This is a genomic window from Ruegeria sp. CH6 (assembly GCF_056537005.1).
Window position 1 is genome coordinate 742,848 of the sequence record NZ_JBQFQS010000002.1, and the last position, 18,157, is coordinate 761,004.

General features: G+C 53.5%; 13 protein-coding genes and 1 tRNA gene. All 14 read right to left on the reverse strand.

Translation table 11 applies throughout. The features are described from left to right. Positions 1-11 precede the first annotated feature (11 nt). The 14 genes from ACR0CW_RS08015 to sufC all read right to left on the reverse strand — a co-directional run bounded on the left by ACR0CW_RS08015 (position 12) and on the right by sufC (position 18,152). Positions 12-2,972 (reverse strand): type I restriction endonuclease subunit R, encoded by a 2,961-nt coding sequence (locus ACR0CW_RS08015; protein ID WP_480787381.1) that lies wholly within the window; start codon positions 2,970-2,972, stop codon positions 12-14. Next, positions 2,962-4,152 carry a restriction endonuclease subunit S gene (locus ACR0CW_RS08020; RefSeq protein ID WP_480787382.1) on the reverse strand — a complete coding sequence of 397 codons (1,191 nt, stop codon included), beginning with the start codon at positions 4,150-4,152 and terminating at the stop codon, positions 2,962-2,964. The genes ACR0CW_RS08015 and ACR0CW_RS08020 overlap by 11 nt, the downstream gene beginning before the upstream one ends. Further along, positions 4,145-5,653 (reverse strand): type I restriction-modification system subunit M, encoded by a 1,509-nt coding sequence (locus ACR0CW_RS08025; RefSeq protein WP_480787383.1) that lies wholly within the window; start codon positions 5,651-5,653, stop codon positions 4,145-4,147. The genes ACR0CW_RS08020 and ACR0CW_RS08025 overlap by 8 nt, the downstream gene beginning before the upstream one ends. Further along, positions 5,650-7,152 (reverse strand): type I restriction-modification system subunit M, encoded by a 1,503-nt coding sequence (locus ACR0CW_RS08030; RefSeq protein ID WP_480787384.1) that lies wholly within the window; start codon positions 7,150-7,152, stop codon positions 5,650-5,652. Before ACR0CW_RS08030 ends, ACR0CW_RS08025 begins: the two co-directional genes overlap by 4 nt. A gap of 212 nt (positions 7,153-7,364) precedes the next feature. Continuing rightward, positions 7,365-8,042: a hypothetical protein gene (locus tag ACR0CW_RS08035; protein ID WP_480787385.1), complete on the reverse strand. Its 678-nt coding sequence runs from the start codon at positions 8,040-8,042 to the stop codon at positions 7,365-7,367. A 139-nt stretch (positions 8,043-8,181) separates the two neighbouring features. Further along, positions 8,182-11,187, reverse strand: a complete 3,006-nt coding sequence (locus ACR0CW_RS08040; RefSeq protein ID WP_480787386.1) for a tetratricopeptide repeat protein — start codon at positions 11,185-11,187, stop codon at positions 8,182-8,184. 241 nt (positions 11,188-11,428) lie between these two features. After that, complete coding sequence (locus tag ACR0CW_RS08045; RefSeq protein ID WP_480787387.1) at positions 11,429-12,757, reverse strand: type IV secretory system conjugative DNA transfer family protein; 1,329 nt, start codon at positions 12,755-12,757, stop codon at positions 11,429-11,431. Positions 12,758-12,835: 78 nt separating this feature from the next. Then, the gene (locus ACR0CW_RS08050) at positions 12,836-13,294 is read right to left on the reverse strand and encodes a phage regulatory CII family protein (RefSeq protein WP_480787388.1); all 459 of its coding nucleotides are present in this window, start codon (positions 13,292-13,294) and stop codon (positions 12,836-12,838) included. A 382-nt stretch (positions 13,295-13,676) separates the two neighbouring features. Further along, positions 13,677-13,753: transfer RNA gene (locus ACR0CW_RS08055), tRNA-Arg, on the reverse strand. A 75-nt stretch (positions 13,754-13,828) separates the two neighbouring features. Further along, entirely contained in the window at positions 13,829-15,049 is a 1,221-nt protein-coding gene (locus tag ACR0CW_RS08060) for a cysteine desulfurase (protein ID WP_480787389.1), read from the reverse strand. Then, complete coding sequence (locus tag ACR0CW_RS08065) at positions 15,042-15,635, reverse strand: YIP1 family protein (RefSeq protein ID WP_155143137.1); 594 nt, start codon at positions 15,633-15,635, stop codon at positions 15,042-15,044. The genes ACR0CW_RS08060 and ACR0CW_RS08065 overlap by 8 nt, the downstream gene beginning before the upstream one ends. Beyond that, positions 15,632-16,117: a YIP1 family protein gene (locus tag ACR0CW_RS08070; protein WP_170330352.1), complete on the reverse strand. Its 486-nt coding sequence runs from the start codon at positions 16,115-16,117 to the stop codon at positions 15,632-15,634. The genes ACR0CW_RS08065 and ACR0CW_RS08070 overlap by 4 nt, the downstream gene beginning before the upstream one ends. Then, the gene (gene sufD / locus ACR0CW_RS08075) at positions 16,117-17,397 is read right to left on the reverse strand and encodes a Fe-S cluster assembly protein SufD (protein ID WP_480787390.1); all 1,281 of its coding nucleotides are present in this window, start codon (positions 17,395-17,397) and stop codon (positions 16,117-16,119) included. Before sufD ends, ACR0CW_RS08070 begins: the two co-directional genes overlap by 1 nt. Next, positions 17,397-18,152: a Fe-S cluster assembly ATPase SufC gene (sufC, locus tag ACR0CW_RS08080; protein ID WP_480787391.1), complete on the reverse strand. Its 756-nt coding sequence runs from the start codon at positions 18,150-18,152 to the stop codon at positions 17,397-17,399. Before sufC ends, sufD begins: the two co-directional genes overlap by 1 nt. Between the last annotated feature and the right edge of the window lie 5 nt (positions 18,153-18,157).

Below are 18,157 nucleotides of genomic sequence, written 5' to 3' on the forward strand. Positions count from 1 at the left end.
TGGCTGCCGGATCAGTAGTATTCTCTGATGTAGTAATAGGCTCGCTCGAACAGCTCCGAGTCTTGGTGCAGTTTATATTTGAACAAAGTCTTTCGAAGAGCCATCTTGACCTCTCGCTCACCAGCATGCGTGCTTTGCCATCCGTCAAATCGTACTGCACGGACAAGCTCGTCAATGTCGTCTACGACACGCTTTACCATTATCGGGGTGTCGCCGTTCTTGGCTTCTTCGAAAAGTTCCGTCAACGCCGCCTTGCCCAGATCGATGTCCTCTTCAATCGGGGTTTCCCGCTCCATTCTGACAACATCTTTGGCCAACGCGAGCAGCTCCTTGAGGAAATCAACACTTAGCAACAGCCCTTGTTGGTGTCGGTTCTTCAAGTCTTCCAAACGCTCGGCTAGTGCCTTGTAGTTTGGATTGCCAGCATGTTTACGAAGACGACCTGTTAACTTGACCGAGATTTCCTTCGCTTTCTTATTCGGATCTGGGCTGCCAAGTACGGCCTCAAGCAGTTCAGCGTCCATCACCAGGGTATCGAGGTCATCTCGCACGGTGTCGACACGCACGTTCTCATGGATCAGCTCGATCGTTTTGGCGCCGAGCCTGTGCCACAGCAGTCGTCCCGTGCCCGTCGACGGCTTAAGCGACTCGTAAACCTGCGCAAGCCAGCGATAGTCTGTCTCATGCGGTGTCAGGAGCGGATCCGGCGACAGCGCCTCCCAAATGCGGCTGAGCACGCTGAAGTCTGAAGCAAAGGCATCTCTGCGCTCGTCAGTGGGCAGGCAATCCTGAGCTGCGATCAGGCCTTCGTAGCCGCTCAAGGTTCGGTCTACGCCAGCAAAATACTCCAGGCATTTCTGGATAGCTGACGGTAGCATTGCGACCAACTCTGCGATGTTGGAGACAGCCTTCTGAACACCCTTCTCGTCAAATTGCAAAGCTTGTGCGACATCGTCGAAGATCCCAAGGTAGTCAACTATCAGCCCGTGGGTCTTTTGCTCACCATAGGGGCGGTTCGTGCGGCAAATCGCCTGCAGCAGTGTGTGATCCCGCAATGGTTTGTCGAGGTACATAGTCTGCAAGATGGGAGCATCGAAACCAGTCAGCAGCTTTGACGTTACAATTATGATCTTTAGAGGATCTTTCGGGTCTCTGAAGCGATCAAGAAGCTTTTCCTCTGCGTCTCGATCCCTCTTGTACGCATCGTACTTAGGCTCGCCACTGTTTACCGAGATGACCACATCCGAGGTTTCTGGTGGAAGGAGCTTGTCCAGCTCTTGCTTGTACAACAGGCAGCTTTTGCGATCGAAGGTGACCACCTGTGCCCCGAACCCGTTTGGCTGAACCTTGGATTGGAAATGCTGCGCTATGTCGCTGCAAATCGCGCTAATCCGCTCGGGCGCCTTAACCAGGATCGACATCTTGGCCGCGGCTTTGCCCAGTTTGTCCCTATCCTCGTCCGTAAGACCTTGGGTCAGTTCCGCATACGCTGTCTCGATAGCTGCCTGATCAATATGGAGGTCTACCAGCCTTGGTTCGAAGTGAAGCTCCTTAGTAGCGCCGTCCCTAATAGAGTCATTCAACCCATATCGGCTCATGTAGCCGTTTTCATCGACCTCTGACCCGAAGGCATAAAACGTATTCTTGTCAGCACGATTGATGGGGGTGCCGGTCAAGCCGAACAGGAATGCGTTCGGCAACGCCTCGCGCATCTTCCGACCCAAATCACCTTCTTGGGTCCTGTGCGCTTCATCTACCATGACGATGACGTTGTCGCGGTCGTTAAGCACGCCGTCCGCCTCGGCGAACTTATGGATCGTTGTGATGACGACTTTGCGAACATCCTTGGCCAGTAGTTCGGACAGCTCTTTACGGCTGTCGGTTCGCACCAGGTTGGCCATGTCTGTAGCATAGAAAGTGCCGGCGATCTGGCTATCGAGGTCGATGCGATCAACTACCACCAGCACTGTTGGGTTCTTAAGCGCTTGGTGCAGTCGAAGCTTTCGGGCCGCAAAGAGCATCAGTAGCGACTTTCCAGAGCCCTGGAAGTGCCAGATCAGCCCCTTGCGCACCTGGCCAGCGACAACACGTTCGACGATCTTATTGACGCCCTCGACCTGCTGGTAGCGGGCGATGATCTTAATGCGCTGCTTGCCCTTCTGCGTGGCGAAGGCGATGAAGTTGGCGAGCAGGTCCAAAACCATCGCCGGGCGCAACATGTCCGTGACCGCTTTTTCGACCTCTCCCATCGATTGCAGAACATCGTCATCCGTCCGCCACGGGCCCCAGAGGTCGACGGGCATCCGAACGGAACCGTAGCGGTATTCCTTCCCCTCGGTGGCGACCGAAAAGACGTTCGGCACGAACAGCTCCGGCACGTTCTGCTCGTAGTCGTCATGGACTTGCAACGCACCATCAAGCCAGCTCTGGCTGGAGCGGACCGGCGTCTTGGCCTCGATCAGAACGAGCGGCAGGCCGTTGACCAGAAGCATTAGGTCTGGGCGTTTCTCGGTTCTGCCGGCGCGGAAGGTGAACTGCTGGGTGACGACGAAGCTGTTCTGTTCGATGTCATCGAAGTCGATCAGGCGGATGGTGACATGCTGGCCGTCGGCGCCAAAGGGCATGGAACGTTCACCGAGCATCCACGCGGCAAATTCCTCGTTGGCCTTCACCAGCCCGTCCGAGCGTGCGCTCATGATGATGGCGCGCAGGCGGTAGAGCACGTCGTCCACGCGCGACGGGTTGGCGGCAATGTCCGGGTTCAGGCGGATCAGAGCTTCACGCAAATAGGGCTCGACGAGCGCCTCCTGCGCCTGCCGCGAAAGATCGGCGGGGGCGACGAAATGCCAGCCGAGGCCAGAGACCGCGCCACCTTGCCGAGCGAGGCCGGGCACGACGGCGGGTGAACTGGTGCTGCCCGCGAGGCGGTCGCGGATGAAGGCTTCGACGGTGTTGGCTTCGTTAAATGGCATCGGCATCCTTTGTCTGCAAAGACTGTTGTGCTGCAATGCGCGATAGCTCACGTGATCGTTCGACTCGACGCAGGTTTTCTTTTCTCCCAAGGCGCAGGTGTAACAACGTGCTCGCTAGCTCTTCCTGACTATCCATCGACAAGTTTGGCAATTCGATGGACCTAACGTCCGTCTGATTGACACTTGACTGGTTCACAGCGTCCTTTCTCAATTGAGCAATCTGCCTGCGCACCTGAGGATGATTTATCTGATCCGCGACTAAGGAAGGAATAGCATCACTCAACTTCAATCTGAGCCGCATCATATTTGACTCGAATACAGCGATTTCTGTTAGCTTGGGAACCAGTGCGCATTGGCCAACGTACTCTTTGCTATTCACACGGTTAATCAGAACGTCGTCTTCGCGAAGTGAAAACTCTTCGCACTCCTGTGGACTCGCTCTCAGCCTCTTCCAGTTGCTTTGATCCAAAAGGAATCCATTGTCGAATGTGTCGATGCGAACAATTCTTGTGCCTGATCCGTAGTCAGAGGCAGGTTTGTACAAACCGTTTTTTGGACCGTCATCAATTAGATCGCCCAGCAAAATTCGTTCGGGTGATCCCGCCCACGTTTTGTTCAACAAAGATAGAATGAGATCGCTGGTGCGCCTCTCGAAGTTCATTAGCGAGTTCTCATGTGCTTGAAACGCATGAAATAGTTCGACGAGACGTGCCTGCTCCTGAATCGGCGGCAGAAGGAACTCGAAGTCTGCAAGGCTCTTCCAATTCGTGCGCGGCGACAGCGAGCCCGCAGAGGTGCCGACAGCATGATCGAAGAACGCATCGGTCTGGCAGATGAACGGTAGCAGTTCCGGAATCAACGCATCACTCGACGGCTCAAGCACATAGATGTCGCCCGAGCAGACGCCTGAAAAATCCGCCACAGCGACCTTGCGCTGATACGCTCGCCGCTTGCCGAACAGGACCTGTCCGGGTTTGAAAACGGAGTTGAAGGTCGTTCCGTCCGCGATGTCGGCCCAACGGCGAATACGCAGATCACCGGGATCGATGTGTTCCAGCCCGACAACACGCTCATAACCCTCAGCTTCCGGGTCTTTCGCGCGCGTCTTTGACAACCGCACAACATCGCCGAACGCCACGCGCTTCCAGCCGGCCTTGTTGGAGATCACCTGCTCAAACATCAGCGTCCTCCGCCGGTGCGAGCCCGTCGAGCATGTCGACCAGCGCATCCATGCCGGTCCAAAACTCCCGCCCATCGGCATCGAAGTTACCCCAGGCCAAAGCCAGCGAAACAGCATCCTCTGCGGCGACCTCCGCCTTTGGCTTTTTCACAAAGCGGGCAATTGACAGATTCCCCTCCGCCGCCAGCACGTCCGCATTGCTGACCACGGCGGCGAAGCCAGGTTCGTCACGGAATGTCTGATAGGTGGCAAAGATACGCTCCTGATGCGCGTCGCGCAGGAAGCTCTGCGCCCGCTCGCGCGCGATCTCGGCCACCGCGTCGATGAACAGGATGCGTCCCTGTCGTTCGACCGGCTTGCGGCTGCGACAGATGATGACGCAGGCCTCCATTGGCGAGTTGTAGAACAGCCCCGGCCCGAGCCCGAGCACGCATTCCACCAGATCGGCCTCGATCAGCTTGCGCCGCATCTCGGCCTCTTCGTTGCGGAAGAGCACGCCATGCGGGAACAGGATCGCGCAGCGCCCGGTCTCGGGGTCCATGCTGTGCAGGATGTGCTGGAAGAAGGCGTAGTCCGCGCGCCCCTGCGGCGGGGTGCCTAGGAAGTTGCGTCCCCAGGCATCCTTCTCCCACGCGCCGCGGTTCCATTTTTTGATGGAGTACGGCGGATTGGCGAGAACCACGTCGAAAGTACGAAGTGTGTCCCCTTCGACGAATGCTGGGTCGGACAGCGTGTTGCCGCTGGAGATCTGGAAGTCCGATACACCGTGGATAACAAGGTTCATTCGAGCAATGGCGGCGGTGATGCTGATCAACTCCTGCCCATAGAGGCCCATGGTACGCGTGTCGCCGCCGCTGCGTTTCGCCTCAGCAAGGCAAGAGATCAGCATGCCACCGGTACCGCAGGTGGGATCGTAGATACTCTCACCGGATTTCGGTTCGAGCATCTGCGCCATGAGGTGGACCAGCGTGCGGTTGGTGTAGAACTCCTGCGCGGTGTGGCCGCTGTCGTCGGCGAACTTCTTGATGAGGTATTCGTAGCCGTTGCCAAGCTCGTCCTCGGGCACGGCGGCGAGCGTCAGGTCGTGTTTAGAGAAGTGCTCGATCAGGTTCTTGAGCGTCGCGTCGGGCATCTGCCCCTTGTCGGTCCAAGGAGCGTTGCCGAAGACGCCCTGTAGCCGCTCGGGGTTGGCTGCCTCGATAGCCAGGAAGGCAGAGAGCAGCGCCCGGCCGACATCTTTAGAAGCACTGCGCACGTCGTTCCAATGTGCACCGTTGGGGACTACGAAACGATCGTTCGCTGTATCCGTCGCGTACCCATCATCGCCGGTTTCCTCGAACGCCGCTCGATAATCCTCGTCCCAAACATCGGTGAGACGTTTGAAGAACATCAGCGGGAAGATGTACTGCTTGTAGTCGCTCGCATCGACAAGACCCCTGAGCAGCGTTGCGGCGCCCCAGAGATAACTTTCGAGCTCACGTTGGGAGAGATGTTCGGTCATTGCAGCCAGCCTCCCTCGGTCAGCACATTGCGCAGATGATCCTCGGTCGTACGCGCGTCGGCGAGAGCCGTCTTGAAGGCATCTAGAGCCTCGGGGAGCGGAGGGATGTCTTCACCGACGGGCGGCAGAACGTAACGGGAGATGTTGAGCGTCCACCCTTCCTTTTTGATCTCGTCGATGGTTGCAACCTTGGCGCGATCTTCGACATCTTCGAAGTCGCGATACCAGGCGACGATCTGGTCGCTGTGCCCCCTTTCGAGGAAGTTTTGCGCGCGACCTTTCCGGAACAAGCTCGAAGCATCGATGATCAAAACCTTGTTCTTGCGCGCGGCTGGTTTTTGACGCCTGAGCACCACCACACACCCAGCCAGCTGAGTGCCGTAGAAGAGGTTCGGTGCCAGGCCGATGACCGCTTCGATCATGTCGTTCTCGAGCAAGGCTTGACGGATACTTCCTTCAGCTGCCTTCCTGAAGAGTGCGCCCTGCGGAAGAACCACCGCCATCCTGCTGTTTCCCGTTTTCGCCATCGACGCGATCATGTGCTGGACGAATGCATAGTCGCCGTAGCTGTCAGGCGGAATACCGAATTGCGCCCTGCCCCAAGGGTCTGCTTCCCAAAGCTCTCGCCCCCATTCCTTCAGAGAAAATGGCGGGTTGGCGATAACGCAGTCGAACGTGGCAATACCACCCGTAGATGGATCTGTGAACGCCGGGTTGCCCAGGGTGTCTTCACGGGCGATCTGGAAGTCCTCTATCCCGTGCAGGACCAGGTTCATGCGAGCGATCGCAGAAGTAGTCAGGTTTTTCTCCTGGCCATACACTTTGCCATAAAACGTCCTGGGATCGCCCCCGTTCCGCACGACATGTTCTATCGCACCGAGTAGCATACCACCTGTGCCACAAGTGGGATCGTAAATGCTTTCGCCTTCCTGAGGGTTCAGCAATTCGACCATCATCCGCACGACGCTGCGCGGAGTGTAAAATTCGCCAGCTTTGTTCCGCCTGGTCACATCGGCGAACTTTCCAATTAGGTATTCGTAAGCATCACCAAGGACATCTGAGCTGACAGCTTTGTTCCCCAATTGGATATCCGAGAAACCTTCAAACAAGTCTTTGAGAAGTTCATCAGAGAACTTTTCTTTGTTGCTCCAATCGGCCGTTCCGAAAACGCGGAAGAGCGTGTCTGGGTTGGCCCGCTCAATCTCCCGCATCGCATGATGGAGAGCTGCACCGACATTCGATACCGTTTCGCGAATATCGTTCCAGTGACAACCGTCGGGGACAACGAAGCGGTGTATCTCAGGAAACAACGTCGGATCGGCTTCGCCGTAGATCTCCTGTGCCTCGCTCGTCTCTTCGTCCCAAACGTCGGAGATGCGTTTGAAGAACAGAAGCGGAAGGATGTAACCCTTCCAGTCGGTGCGGTCTACCGCGGATCCGCGAAGCGTGTTCGCGGCTTCCCATAATGTTGATTTCAATTCATCGGTCTTAATATTCATGCTGCACATAAGACACTAAAGTCAGGGACTTGCAATGGTGGAAACCTTTTGATGCAAGCGCATATTGCTCCGCGACGTGATGCAACCTAACTCCTTGTAATTGATATAATATCCAGAAGGTCTTCGTCTGGAGCGATGAAATCCTGCTGCCTTGTTTCCCGGTGCAAAGCGCGGTCCACTGGTTGCGCTTGTATGCATATCGCACCAAGCGTTCAATTGTCGCTCTGACCCTCAATAATCTCTTTGCCCCAAACCCAAGCCGAAATTTCCTCCAGTCTTTCCCCAGCAACGACAATCAGTCGTTCAGTGGTGCCGCCAATGTCGATATCAGGCAAGCCATCGATGTAATCCGATGCGACAACCCAGGCCTTCCCCGGAGCACTCTTCATTCCATCCCATATGTCTTCGACATCGGGCAAGTCTTCAGCATTTGGAATGAGTTCGGTGCAATCAAATTGCTCCATCGCCATTTTCTGACCCGCCTCTGGGTCATCAGGATTGGCCATAGCTCCCTCCAGACCAGCCATATCTCGCGCTGTGTCGCAGGCATCCTGAACTTCAAGAGCTATCCCGCCTGCGATTACGGCGACACCAACGAATGGTATCGCCTCGCCCACTGACGTAGCCGTGGTACGTGCCGCACCTTTAGCCATTCTCTGTGAAACACGCTTGGATGTTTTGCGAACGACCTCACGCGAGGTCTTTCTCGCAGCCAGTTTGCTGCTAGCCTCGCGAGCAGCAACAGTACTAAGCCCCGCTGCCGACGCAACTGACGACACAGCCGTGTAGACGCCGCTGATGGTCACAGTGGCGATATTCAGACCGACCGAAGCAATCAATAGAAAGCCAAGAACTGCCTTGGTCGTCAGTCGTACAGCTCGAAAAATCATTCCAGAAGTCCATGGGTGTTCAAATCGTTGTATTTAGTGGGTGGTAGATCGCCCTCTTGATCAGCACATGGGGCTGATGGTTGATGACCACTTTTGATTTTCTGCCGATTTAGTGTTCCCAGACGCCAAACGTTGAGATTTAATTTGAACCCCTGTCTCGATAGCGGAAAGCAAGCCTTTGAAGTGTTCTTGTGAGTTTAGGAGAGAGGTCATTGTCCTTAAGCAACTCTCGAACGATCCGCTTCGCTTCACCGTACTCATTCAGCGCATTTTTCCCTTGTCCGCGAGCGCTCAACACATCGCCCAACGCAAAATGACAACGAGCTAAAGAGTACTGATGCTTTGCGTTAAAAAGTTCTTCCGTTTCAATTGCTTTTATGACCTTCAAAGCACCTTGATAACAGGCTTGCGCTTCGACCAAACAATTTAGTTTCTGAAGCGCCGTGCCCAGCCTGACGTAGTTGCTCTCAATAGAGTCTCTCAGCTTTGTGTGTGCAAAGTAACCAGATAATTCGCTTGGGGTCTCAAGGGCTTGCAGGGCCTTCTTATACCATATTACCGAGTTTTCTGGTTTGGCCAAGACGCTGAAACAATCACCGACTCTAAGGTAACAATCTGCCAAGTTTAATCGCACTAACGTTCTTCTGGATTTTGACTCGTCCGCAACGAGTTGTTCAAGAACCTCAATCGAAGCAAGAAAATGTTTTTGCGCTTCATCAACTTTGCCTTGCACGCGTAAATTTTCTCCGAGAAGAGTCGAAATTTTTGCCAGCTTTGCAATCTGCTCGAAGGAACTGTCCAACTCAATGTAGGCATTTTGCAAATGCCGAGCCCTTTCGAACCGCGTTTGTGCCGCCTCAATCTCGCCGGTGGCCATTGTAGCAATCCCCAGCCCTATCAAACAATCGATTACTTCAATACATGGTCCGCTCTCCGAAGAACTATCTTCGGCTTGGGACACGAGAACCGACAATGCTTTCTCGTACCACGACTTTGCCTCTTTCGCTTCGCCAAGTCTGTTTGACACTTCTGCCAAATTTTTGAAACAACCTGCCAAACCGTTTTGCAGACGGAAATGTGAAGGTTCCACCTTGGCTAGCCTTTGGTATACCAGCAGCTCATCTTTATAACGGGAATGCGCAAGTGAATAATCGGCTCGTTTCCGAGCCCCATATCCTAACGAACGACAAGCGTTTGCAAGTCGACTAAGTTTTGGCCCATTTGAGGCGTCGTTCTCAAGCAAAGGCAGCTCGCGGTCAACGGCAACTTCTAAATACCGATCAACTTCAGCCCTACCACCACCAATTTCTAAGGCTTGAACGACTATATACAGAAGATCAGTAGGAATTTTTTGTAACGATGACCTGCTGGACGAAAAATTGTATTCAAGAAACCACGCAGCCGAAACGGCGCCCTCGTAATTCCCGCGGTTGCCCTCTACATCGACCAAACGAGCGCATGCTAGGACTGCAAGTTCGCTGTCACCATCTAGCATCCTTGTTTTCGCAATAGATAATGCTTCAAACAAATCGTCATCGGACAGATCTTCAAACTGATTTGGGTCCTCAACGAGCTCTTCTAGAATGGTATCGAGCGCCAAAAAGAGTTCTTGGTCTTCTGGCCATTCGGGTATTTCCGACTTGGCCAGACCGCTTTCTCTGTATTCATTTGCGGCGTCAAAAAATAGCCTTTCAGTGAATACGGCAATGTCATTTCTGGACCTGTCTACGACATCCTGTACAAACCTGTAGGTACGTTCGCCTGCTTTCAAGGGGTCTCGGACGTTGGGTTGAAGTCTGGCTTTGGCCAGTCTCTCAACGAGATCAACCACAAACTTCGGCCCCAACATTGATGCCATCATAAGGGCTCGCCGAACCTCGGCCGGCGTGTCCGCGAAACGTTCTAACACGACTTCTTCGATTGGCAGATCAGCCTTGGTCAGAATTGCTTCGCGTCCACCCTCGGTCAGCGCGCCAGCCAGACTATTCCCTTCAAAGAATCTCGGTTTTCTCGACACCCAAGCAAGTAACTGTTCCAGTTTGCGAGGATTGCCTCCGGATTTGCTAACCAGAGCTGCTACATCTCCGTCCTCAATGCCAGGCAACGCTCTTTCCAGTGCTTCGCTCAAGTCATCGACTGGTTCGCTTAAGTCTATGTCTATCCTTTGACCTGAATTTAGTGATCCTCCTGGTTGGCTTGCGAATTCGCCCAGCTCTTCGACCCGTTTCTCAACCGCATGGATCAAAACACGGGAAATTTTGCTTGGCAGTTGACGTCGATCTTCCCCGTCTACCCAAAACGATAGCTGTCTGCTCCAATGCGTGATCAAAAGCAAAATAGGCCAGTTTTCATTTGTCGACCGTGCGATAAGCTTCTCTAGAAAAGTAGCCATCGCAATGTCCTTGTCCGCAAACTGCGCGTCGTCAACCAGAACAACCAGTGGTATTTTCGCGAATTGTTTGGATGCAGGTGAAAAAAGCCTCGACAGGTCATCAAGCACTGCATCCACCACAGAATCCAATTGCTCACGACTGTCAGAAAGCGCATCGTCTTTTTGTGTCGCGTGACGATGGATAATCTTTCCAATTTTTAAGCCGCTTTGGCCAAGTCGCTTTATTACTCCAAGCCCCGCAAGCTCCACGCCGATCTCCGCAACCTCAAGACTCAGATCAACTGCCAAGTCTAAAGCATCATCCTTGAACTCTTTGCCACTTTTCGCTCGACGAGTAGCAAGGCGTGCGGACATTAGATGAGGCAATAAATCCTCAAGGCTATTGAAAACCGTGTTGCCTGGATTTGGGCCATCTGCGACCTTCATTCCCCACCACAAAAACGCGGGCTGCTTAGTATGGCTGCAGTTTTCGGATGCTGGCATAACCTCCACAGAGTCCGCTTCACGCAAATACTCATCCGGCCAATAGTGATCGGGATCGCGCTCTTTCGACAAATACTTAAAGAACTCCATTGCCAATCGCGTTTTTCCTAATCCGCGCTCAGCGTGTACAAGAACAACTCGTTGCTGCGCTCTGGATTCTGGCGTGTTTTGGTCTCTGTAAACTTCTGATGAGACTTCATCGAAAACATCGATTAGCTTCTGCAAAGCTTTCTTTCTGTTCGTCCCGCAGAAAACCAATTCAGATGGCATATAGACTTACCCTTTTTGCATATTTTCTAATGAAGGATGCGGTTCAATCCCTTAATCTAGGATTTGCCGTCATTGACTTGTCAAGGTTAGACATGAAGCCCGGAACAAATGGCTTTACAAGGAAGAACAATCATCAGGTTCTCAAGTAAACTTGTCTCCTCGTTCTTCAGCAGTCTTCAGAGTTGGATTACAAACTGAAATCACATCTTGCACCTCCAGTGAACTGAACACTTCGACAACCTCAAAAGGGAATTTCATGATCGCCTATCCCGTCCAGACTTGAAGGCAGAAAGGTGTTTTTGCCATTTCCTCCTTCAGTTGCCGGTGGCTCATAAGCGGGCCCTCTGGCGACTTTAGCCAATACTTCGTCTACAGTTGGGCGCCGCCAAGACACAGGGCTTTCGCCCAGTTCAGCAAAAACACCGCACTGCATGACCCTCCTGTCGATTTGTCCGTAGAGGGGCTTCAATGCTTCTGTTGCTAGAAAGCTTTGCCGTCCAAAAACCGTATGGTAGCGACAGTTGTTAAAAATGGTTTGCCACCTTGTCGGATAGCAGGCTTTGAGCTGTTGCGGGTCTTGCCAAAAGGTCCAACACCGCACGCCATAGCTGCGCAATAGCGTGATAGAGGTCTCCAAGAAATCCATGGACCCTAACTGGGCGGCCTCGTCTATCAAGAAAAGCGTATGACGTGATTGTTCCGTTCCTCGACTTATACGCGTTGAAATCAACGTTTCCATCCAGATCCTTATCAGAGCGGCATGGCTTTGCAGATAGGCAGGCGGCAGGACTAAGTAGATGGAGACATGCTTTTTGCCGTCAAAAATGTCACCGCCGAAACTTGAAGTACTGGTTGCTGTTCTAACTACATCGCCCCGAAAAACCTCAGTAAACCTCCTTGCAGAAGCCAAAATGCAAGCCATTGTTCGATCCGCCTCAACAGGAAGTGCATGGGCGCCAACTGAGACAGAACGCTCTTTGGAGCGGGCCATGTCTTTTATGGTCAAGCGAACATCTTTTGGGCTCTGATTGAGGAGAAAATAGAGCTCATGAAGATTTCGGAGGGCTTTTGGGCTCTCAAGTGAAATATAAAGAAGCAACTGAGCCACCAGGTTGCGTGCGCTGACTTCCCAGAAAGGGTCGGCTCCGCTAATTTCATTAATTATTGAGGTAGCCAAACATGATGCATTCTCAATGGTAGGTTCTGATGCCAACATCAAATCCATTGGGTTCAATGCGGCGCTTTCGTAGCCTGTGATTCCAAATGGGTCTAGAACAATTACTTCTTGCCCCATGGCCTGCCGAACACCCGCTGTGGCTTTGCTCAATTCCCCCTTAGGGTCAAATGCGACCACTGATCCGCAATAATCTAACAAGGCGGGAATCGCCAACGTCCAAGTTTTGCCCGAGCCAGTTGGTGCAAACGTGATCAGGTGTCCTTCCTCTCCGGCTCTAATCTCCTTCTGACTGTCATTTGGCTTATATTTGCTGAATCCGATGCTCATTTGTTGAAATTCAGACTTACCGATAAGGATGCCTCCGGCATTCAACGGGTCCACTTCTGAGCTCATAGACTCTCCTTTTTTGTTGGGAAAGCTTGATATGAACTGTACAGGAGCCCCCTGCCATCAATTCGCGAGATGATTTTTTTACATGCCGCGCCCTTTGGTAGCATCAGCAATGCGAACTCGGAGGGCAACCAAAGCGCGTTCCGCATCGTCAATCTCAGCTCTGATTTGCAAGGCTTCTTTGTGATCAACCTTTCGGTCAGACAGAGCTTGGTGCATGGATCGCATAACCGCGGCCGCTTCCAGTACAATGCGATTTGTGGCGCGATAGAGATGTTCTTCTTCGTCACCGCTCTCGCTTTCAATACGATCGGCAGCCACAAAACGAGTGTCTTCAAGCAGGTAAGCGACTAGCCTTGCATCTGGCATTGCGCGGATAAGCGCTTTGATTTCATTTGCAGAGAAAACTGTACGATTACGCAAACGCGAGTAAAACGCGTCGTATTCTAATCCCATTTGGGCAGCAATATCTTTGGACGTATATCGCGTTTCTGTAGTCAAGATTCGATGCACCAGCGATGCGAACTCAACGCCTCTCATTTAAAAACTCCGCAAACCTAAAAATTACATTCTGCGATGCATGCCGACACGTGTCTAGCTTAACTGAAGATTTGTTATCGCATTGAAACAAGATCAGAAATTCGCAAAATCAAATGGGCCTTAGATTGGGCACGCTGCGGTTAGTTGAAGCTGTGTGTTTGAAGAAGCTTGGCCTGAACCGCGGACAGTACTTGGTTGATCCAATCTGCAGCACGATAGCGCTCGGGCTCAAATAGGTGAAAAATCCGTCGCGCGTGTTCCAGGTCAACCAAGGATGTTGCGGAATAATATGTTCGGCATTTTTTGACGTCTATGTGTGGGCTAGGTGCGGGCTTTAGGAAATGCAGATGCACCCATAGTATCGGTAAGTTATTGAAAGTAATGGCGCACCTGAGAGGATTCGAACCTCTGGCCTCTGCCTTCGGAGGGCAGCGCTCTATCCAGCTGAGCTACAGGTGCCTTGGCCGTTAGCTAACCCTGATACGATCCGGGTGCAACTGAAAATCTGCTCCTGATGCCAAGCTTTTGGCAACATCAGGCGAACAGATCATGGGCAAGCTCCAGTGCGTCGATCAGCGTATCGACCTCATCTGTTGTGTTGTACAGACCAAAACTGGCGCGGCAGGTGGCTGTCACACCCAGATGATCCATCAGTGGACCGGCGCAATGGTGACCAGCCCGAACCGCTACGCCTTTTTTGTCGAGAATTGTAGAAACGTCATGGGCGTGCCCTGCCCCGTCCAATGTGAAGCTGAAGATTGCAGCCTTGTTAGACGTCGTTCCCTGAACCTGTAGCCAGTTCAGCCCGGTAAGGCGCTGCATCGCGTAGTCACGAAGTGAGGATTCGTGCGCCGCGATATCATCCATCCCAAGCTCCATCATGTAATCGAGCGCGACACCCATCCCTATGGTTTGCACGATGCCAGGCGTACCAGCTTCGAACTTCATTGGTGGGTCGTTGTAGATGACCTGATCTTTGGACACTTCCTTGATCATGTCCCCGCCGCCAATGAAGGGGCGCATCTCGGCCATACGCTCGGATTTGATGTAGATCGCACCAGATCCGGACGGACCGTAAAGCTTGTGTCCGGTGATCGCATAGAAATCGCAGCCAATATCCTGAACATTGACCGGCATATGCACCGCGCCCTGGCTACCATCCACCAAAACCGGCACACCTTTGTCATGCGCGCCCTGTGTGATCGCTTTGACGTCCACAACAGTGCCCAGAACATTCGAGCAATGGGTGACTGCAACCAGTTTGGTTTTCGGCCCGATCGCATCAATCACGGCTTGCGGGTCCAGGGCACCGTCGGCGTCAACATCAACCCATTTTAATACAACGCCCTGCCGTTCCCGAAGAAAGTGCCACGGGACGATGTTTGCGTGATGCTCCATCACGCTGAGTACAATCTCGTCCCCCGCTTCCATCCGGGGCATGGCCCAACCATAGGCAACCAGATTGATACCTTCAGTCGTACCCGAATTCAGGACAATCTCATCCTCGTTGGAGACACCCAGAAAACGCGCAACGGTTCCGCGCACGGATTCATACTTCTCAGTAGCGAGGTTGGACAGATAGTGAAGCCCTCGATGAACGTTCGAGTACTCATGTGCATAAGCATTCGTCACCGCATCAATCACCACCTGCGGCTTTTGCGCTGATGCGCCGTTGTCGAGATAAGTCAACGGCTTGCCGTTCACCTCTCGTGACAGGATGGGAAAATCGGATCGGATCTTCTGAACGTCATACATGGGCGGGGATTCCCAGCATTGGTCCCCCAACGAGGGACAACAGGATAGTGATAACAACGGCGATAGCCAGCGCCGAAAGAACGAGAACGCCAAGCGCCTTGAGCGGAGATCCAAAGCGATGGGCCTGATCGATGAAGTGGACCGTGATGTAAAGGCCCAGCAAGAAAGCTGCAAAAGCCAGAATGTCCAACAGCCCGGGAAGGCTGATCAGCAACAATAGGCTGAAGGCCTGAACAGCGACACGCAGAAACTGAAGCCAGACCATCAGTATCATGATGTCATTGAAAGACCCTTTGCCGCCCATCTTTTGGCCGACCTGATAGAATGCGGCGATGCTGACGACCAGCCCACCGCCAACCACGGCGACATACAGGGTGATTGATCCGGCCAGATCCTGCATATCAGGGTCGCTTACGGGGTATAGGACGTTTGACAGAACCTGAAGCAAGGTGTTCAGAACAACGGCAAGCGCCAAAGCCACCCACAGCGCCTCGCGGTTCATATTCAGAGTCAACAACCTCCGCGCAGCTTCGGCGGGGTCTTTGACTGTCAGCAAAGCCAGATTACCCAATACGGCGACATTCATGCGGCAGGCCCTTGTGCTTGTCTGAAACCGGAGAACCAGAACCACACAAAAACCACAACCCACAAAAGACCCGCAGCTGTTTGCGCCGGTCCCGGTCCAATAAACCCGGCGATTAAGCCATTCAGCAGAACTAAAGGCGCTGAGGCCAAGAGCGCCCAGAACAAAGCAAGCCGGGCGCCATAGGATGTGCTTTTGCCTCCTACAAGCTTCGCCCCGAGATACGAAATCCAAGCCAGAAAATAGAACATCAACGGCAGGATGAAGACCGATCCCAGTAGCGCCCCGCCCAAGAGCATGTTGAGTTCAAGATTCTCAAGATGGGCGCGCCGGGCCAGACCGGGCAGCTGAGCAATAAAACCAACCACGCAGAACGCCATCACAAACGCTAGCGCTCGATCTTCGCGTGGCCCCATATCCAACAGGCGCCGCACCACACGGCCCGGCCCCCGATATGTGGCCACGATATCTGTGGTAACAGGCATTAGCCGCGCCGCGCCAGCCAGCCTTCCAGGCGCGTCACAATGTCTTCGGCCAGCGACTGATCTTCGATTTCATCCACGGCTTCTGCCAAAAACGCCAGCGTCAGCATATTTGTGGCGTCCTTCACGGGAACACCGCGCGAGCGCAAATAGAACAATGCTGTCTCGTCGATCGCGCCCGAAGTGGAACCATGCGAGCAGGCAACATCATCGGCGTAGATCTCGAGTTCGGGCTTGGCCAAGAACTGACTGTCGTCATCCAGAAGCAGCGACTGGCTGATCTGATAACCATCTGTTTTCTGGGCACCTTCTTTCACAAGGATCTTGCCCTGAAACACACCAGTGGCACCGTTTCGCAGAACCTTCTTGAACACCTGCCGGCTTTCGCAGTTCACCGCATCATGGGTGATGAAAACCGTATCGTCGTGATGAAAGTCGCCATCTCCGACGCAAGCGCCTGCAACATGGGCGATCGCATCGTCGCCCGTCAGCTCGACCACTTGTTCGTTGCGTGTCAGCACACCATTCACGGTAAGTGTAAATGATTTATAGACCGACTCTTTGCCCAGTCGCGTAAACATATGCGTTGCAGCACGGCGCTGATGATCGCGGCCCTGCGCTCGCACATGATGCAATGCTCCACCGTCGGCAATATCGATTTCCATGCACTTGTTAAAACGAGATGCAGCTGGACCATTTTCGAGGATCGTGACTTCGGCACCACTTTCAACGCGGACGATATGGTGCAGGATCGCATCCGATGTTTCCGATGCATGACGGTAGATCAGGCTGATCGGCTTCGACGGCTTACCTGTAACATGGATCGCAACACCATCGGTGGCAAAAGCGGTATTCAGCGCTGCCAGAGGGCGCTCGACCGGCGACTGACCACGAGCTTCCAGCACTCCGTAAAGCTCTTTGGCCCAATGGATGTCCTTGCAGCAAATATCCTCAAGACGATCGATGCTCACGCCCTCCAGCGACAGGTCATCTGACGCCTCAGCATTGAACACACCATCGATGAAAACGATCTTCAACCGGTCAAAACCATCGAACATCATGGGTTCGTCGGATTTGAACAAGGCAGCCGGAGTAGCTTCTGGGGACACCAGAGTATCGGGATGTGTGTACTTCCAGTACTCGTCCCTGCGGCTCGGCAGGCCCATTTCACGAACACGTGCGAGCGCTGCTTCGCGAGCAGCGCGCGTGCAACCGGCTTCGGGCAGGCTCAGCGATGCCAGCCGAGCCTCAGTCGCGTTTTGTTTGACTTCGGGCAAGGCCATCAGTTCACCTCAGCAAGGATGTCGGCGTAGCCGTTGTTTTCAACCTCAAGCGCCAGATCAGGACCACCAGTTTTGACGATACGACCATCTGCCATGATGTGCACAACGTCCGGTTTGATGTGATCCAGCAGGCGCTGATAGTGGGTAATGACAAGGAAGCCACGGCCTTCGTCACGCAATGCATTTACACCTTCGGCCACTAGTTTCATCGCATCGACATCCAGACCCGAGTCTGTCTCGTCCAAAATGCACATCTTGGGCTCAAGCATCGCCATCTGAAGAATCTCGTTGCGCTTCTTTTCGCCGCCCGAAAAACCAACGTTAACCGGACGCTTGAGCATATCAGCGTCGATCTTCAGGGATTTTGCCTTTGCGCGGATCACCTTGAGGAAGTCTGTCGCAGACAGTTCTTCTTCTCCACGCGCCTTGCGCTGGGCATTTACGGCGGTGCGCAGGAAGGTCATGTTGCCAACGCCGGGGATTTCAACGGGGTATTGGAAGGCAAGAAAGACACCCGCTGCCGCGCGCTCTTCCGGTTCCATCTCCAGCAGGTCTTCCCCGTCCAGAGTTGCTGAACCTTCAGTTACTTCATAGCCGTCACGCCCGGACAGCACGTAGCTAAGCGTCGACTTACCCGAACCGTTCGGCCCCATGATCGCGTGCACTTTGCCAGCCTCGACAGTCAGGTCGACGCCTTTGAGGATTTGCTTATCTTCTTCCTCAAGTTTCACGTGCAGGTTTTTGATTTCCAGCATTTTTT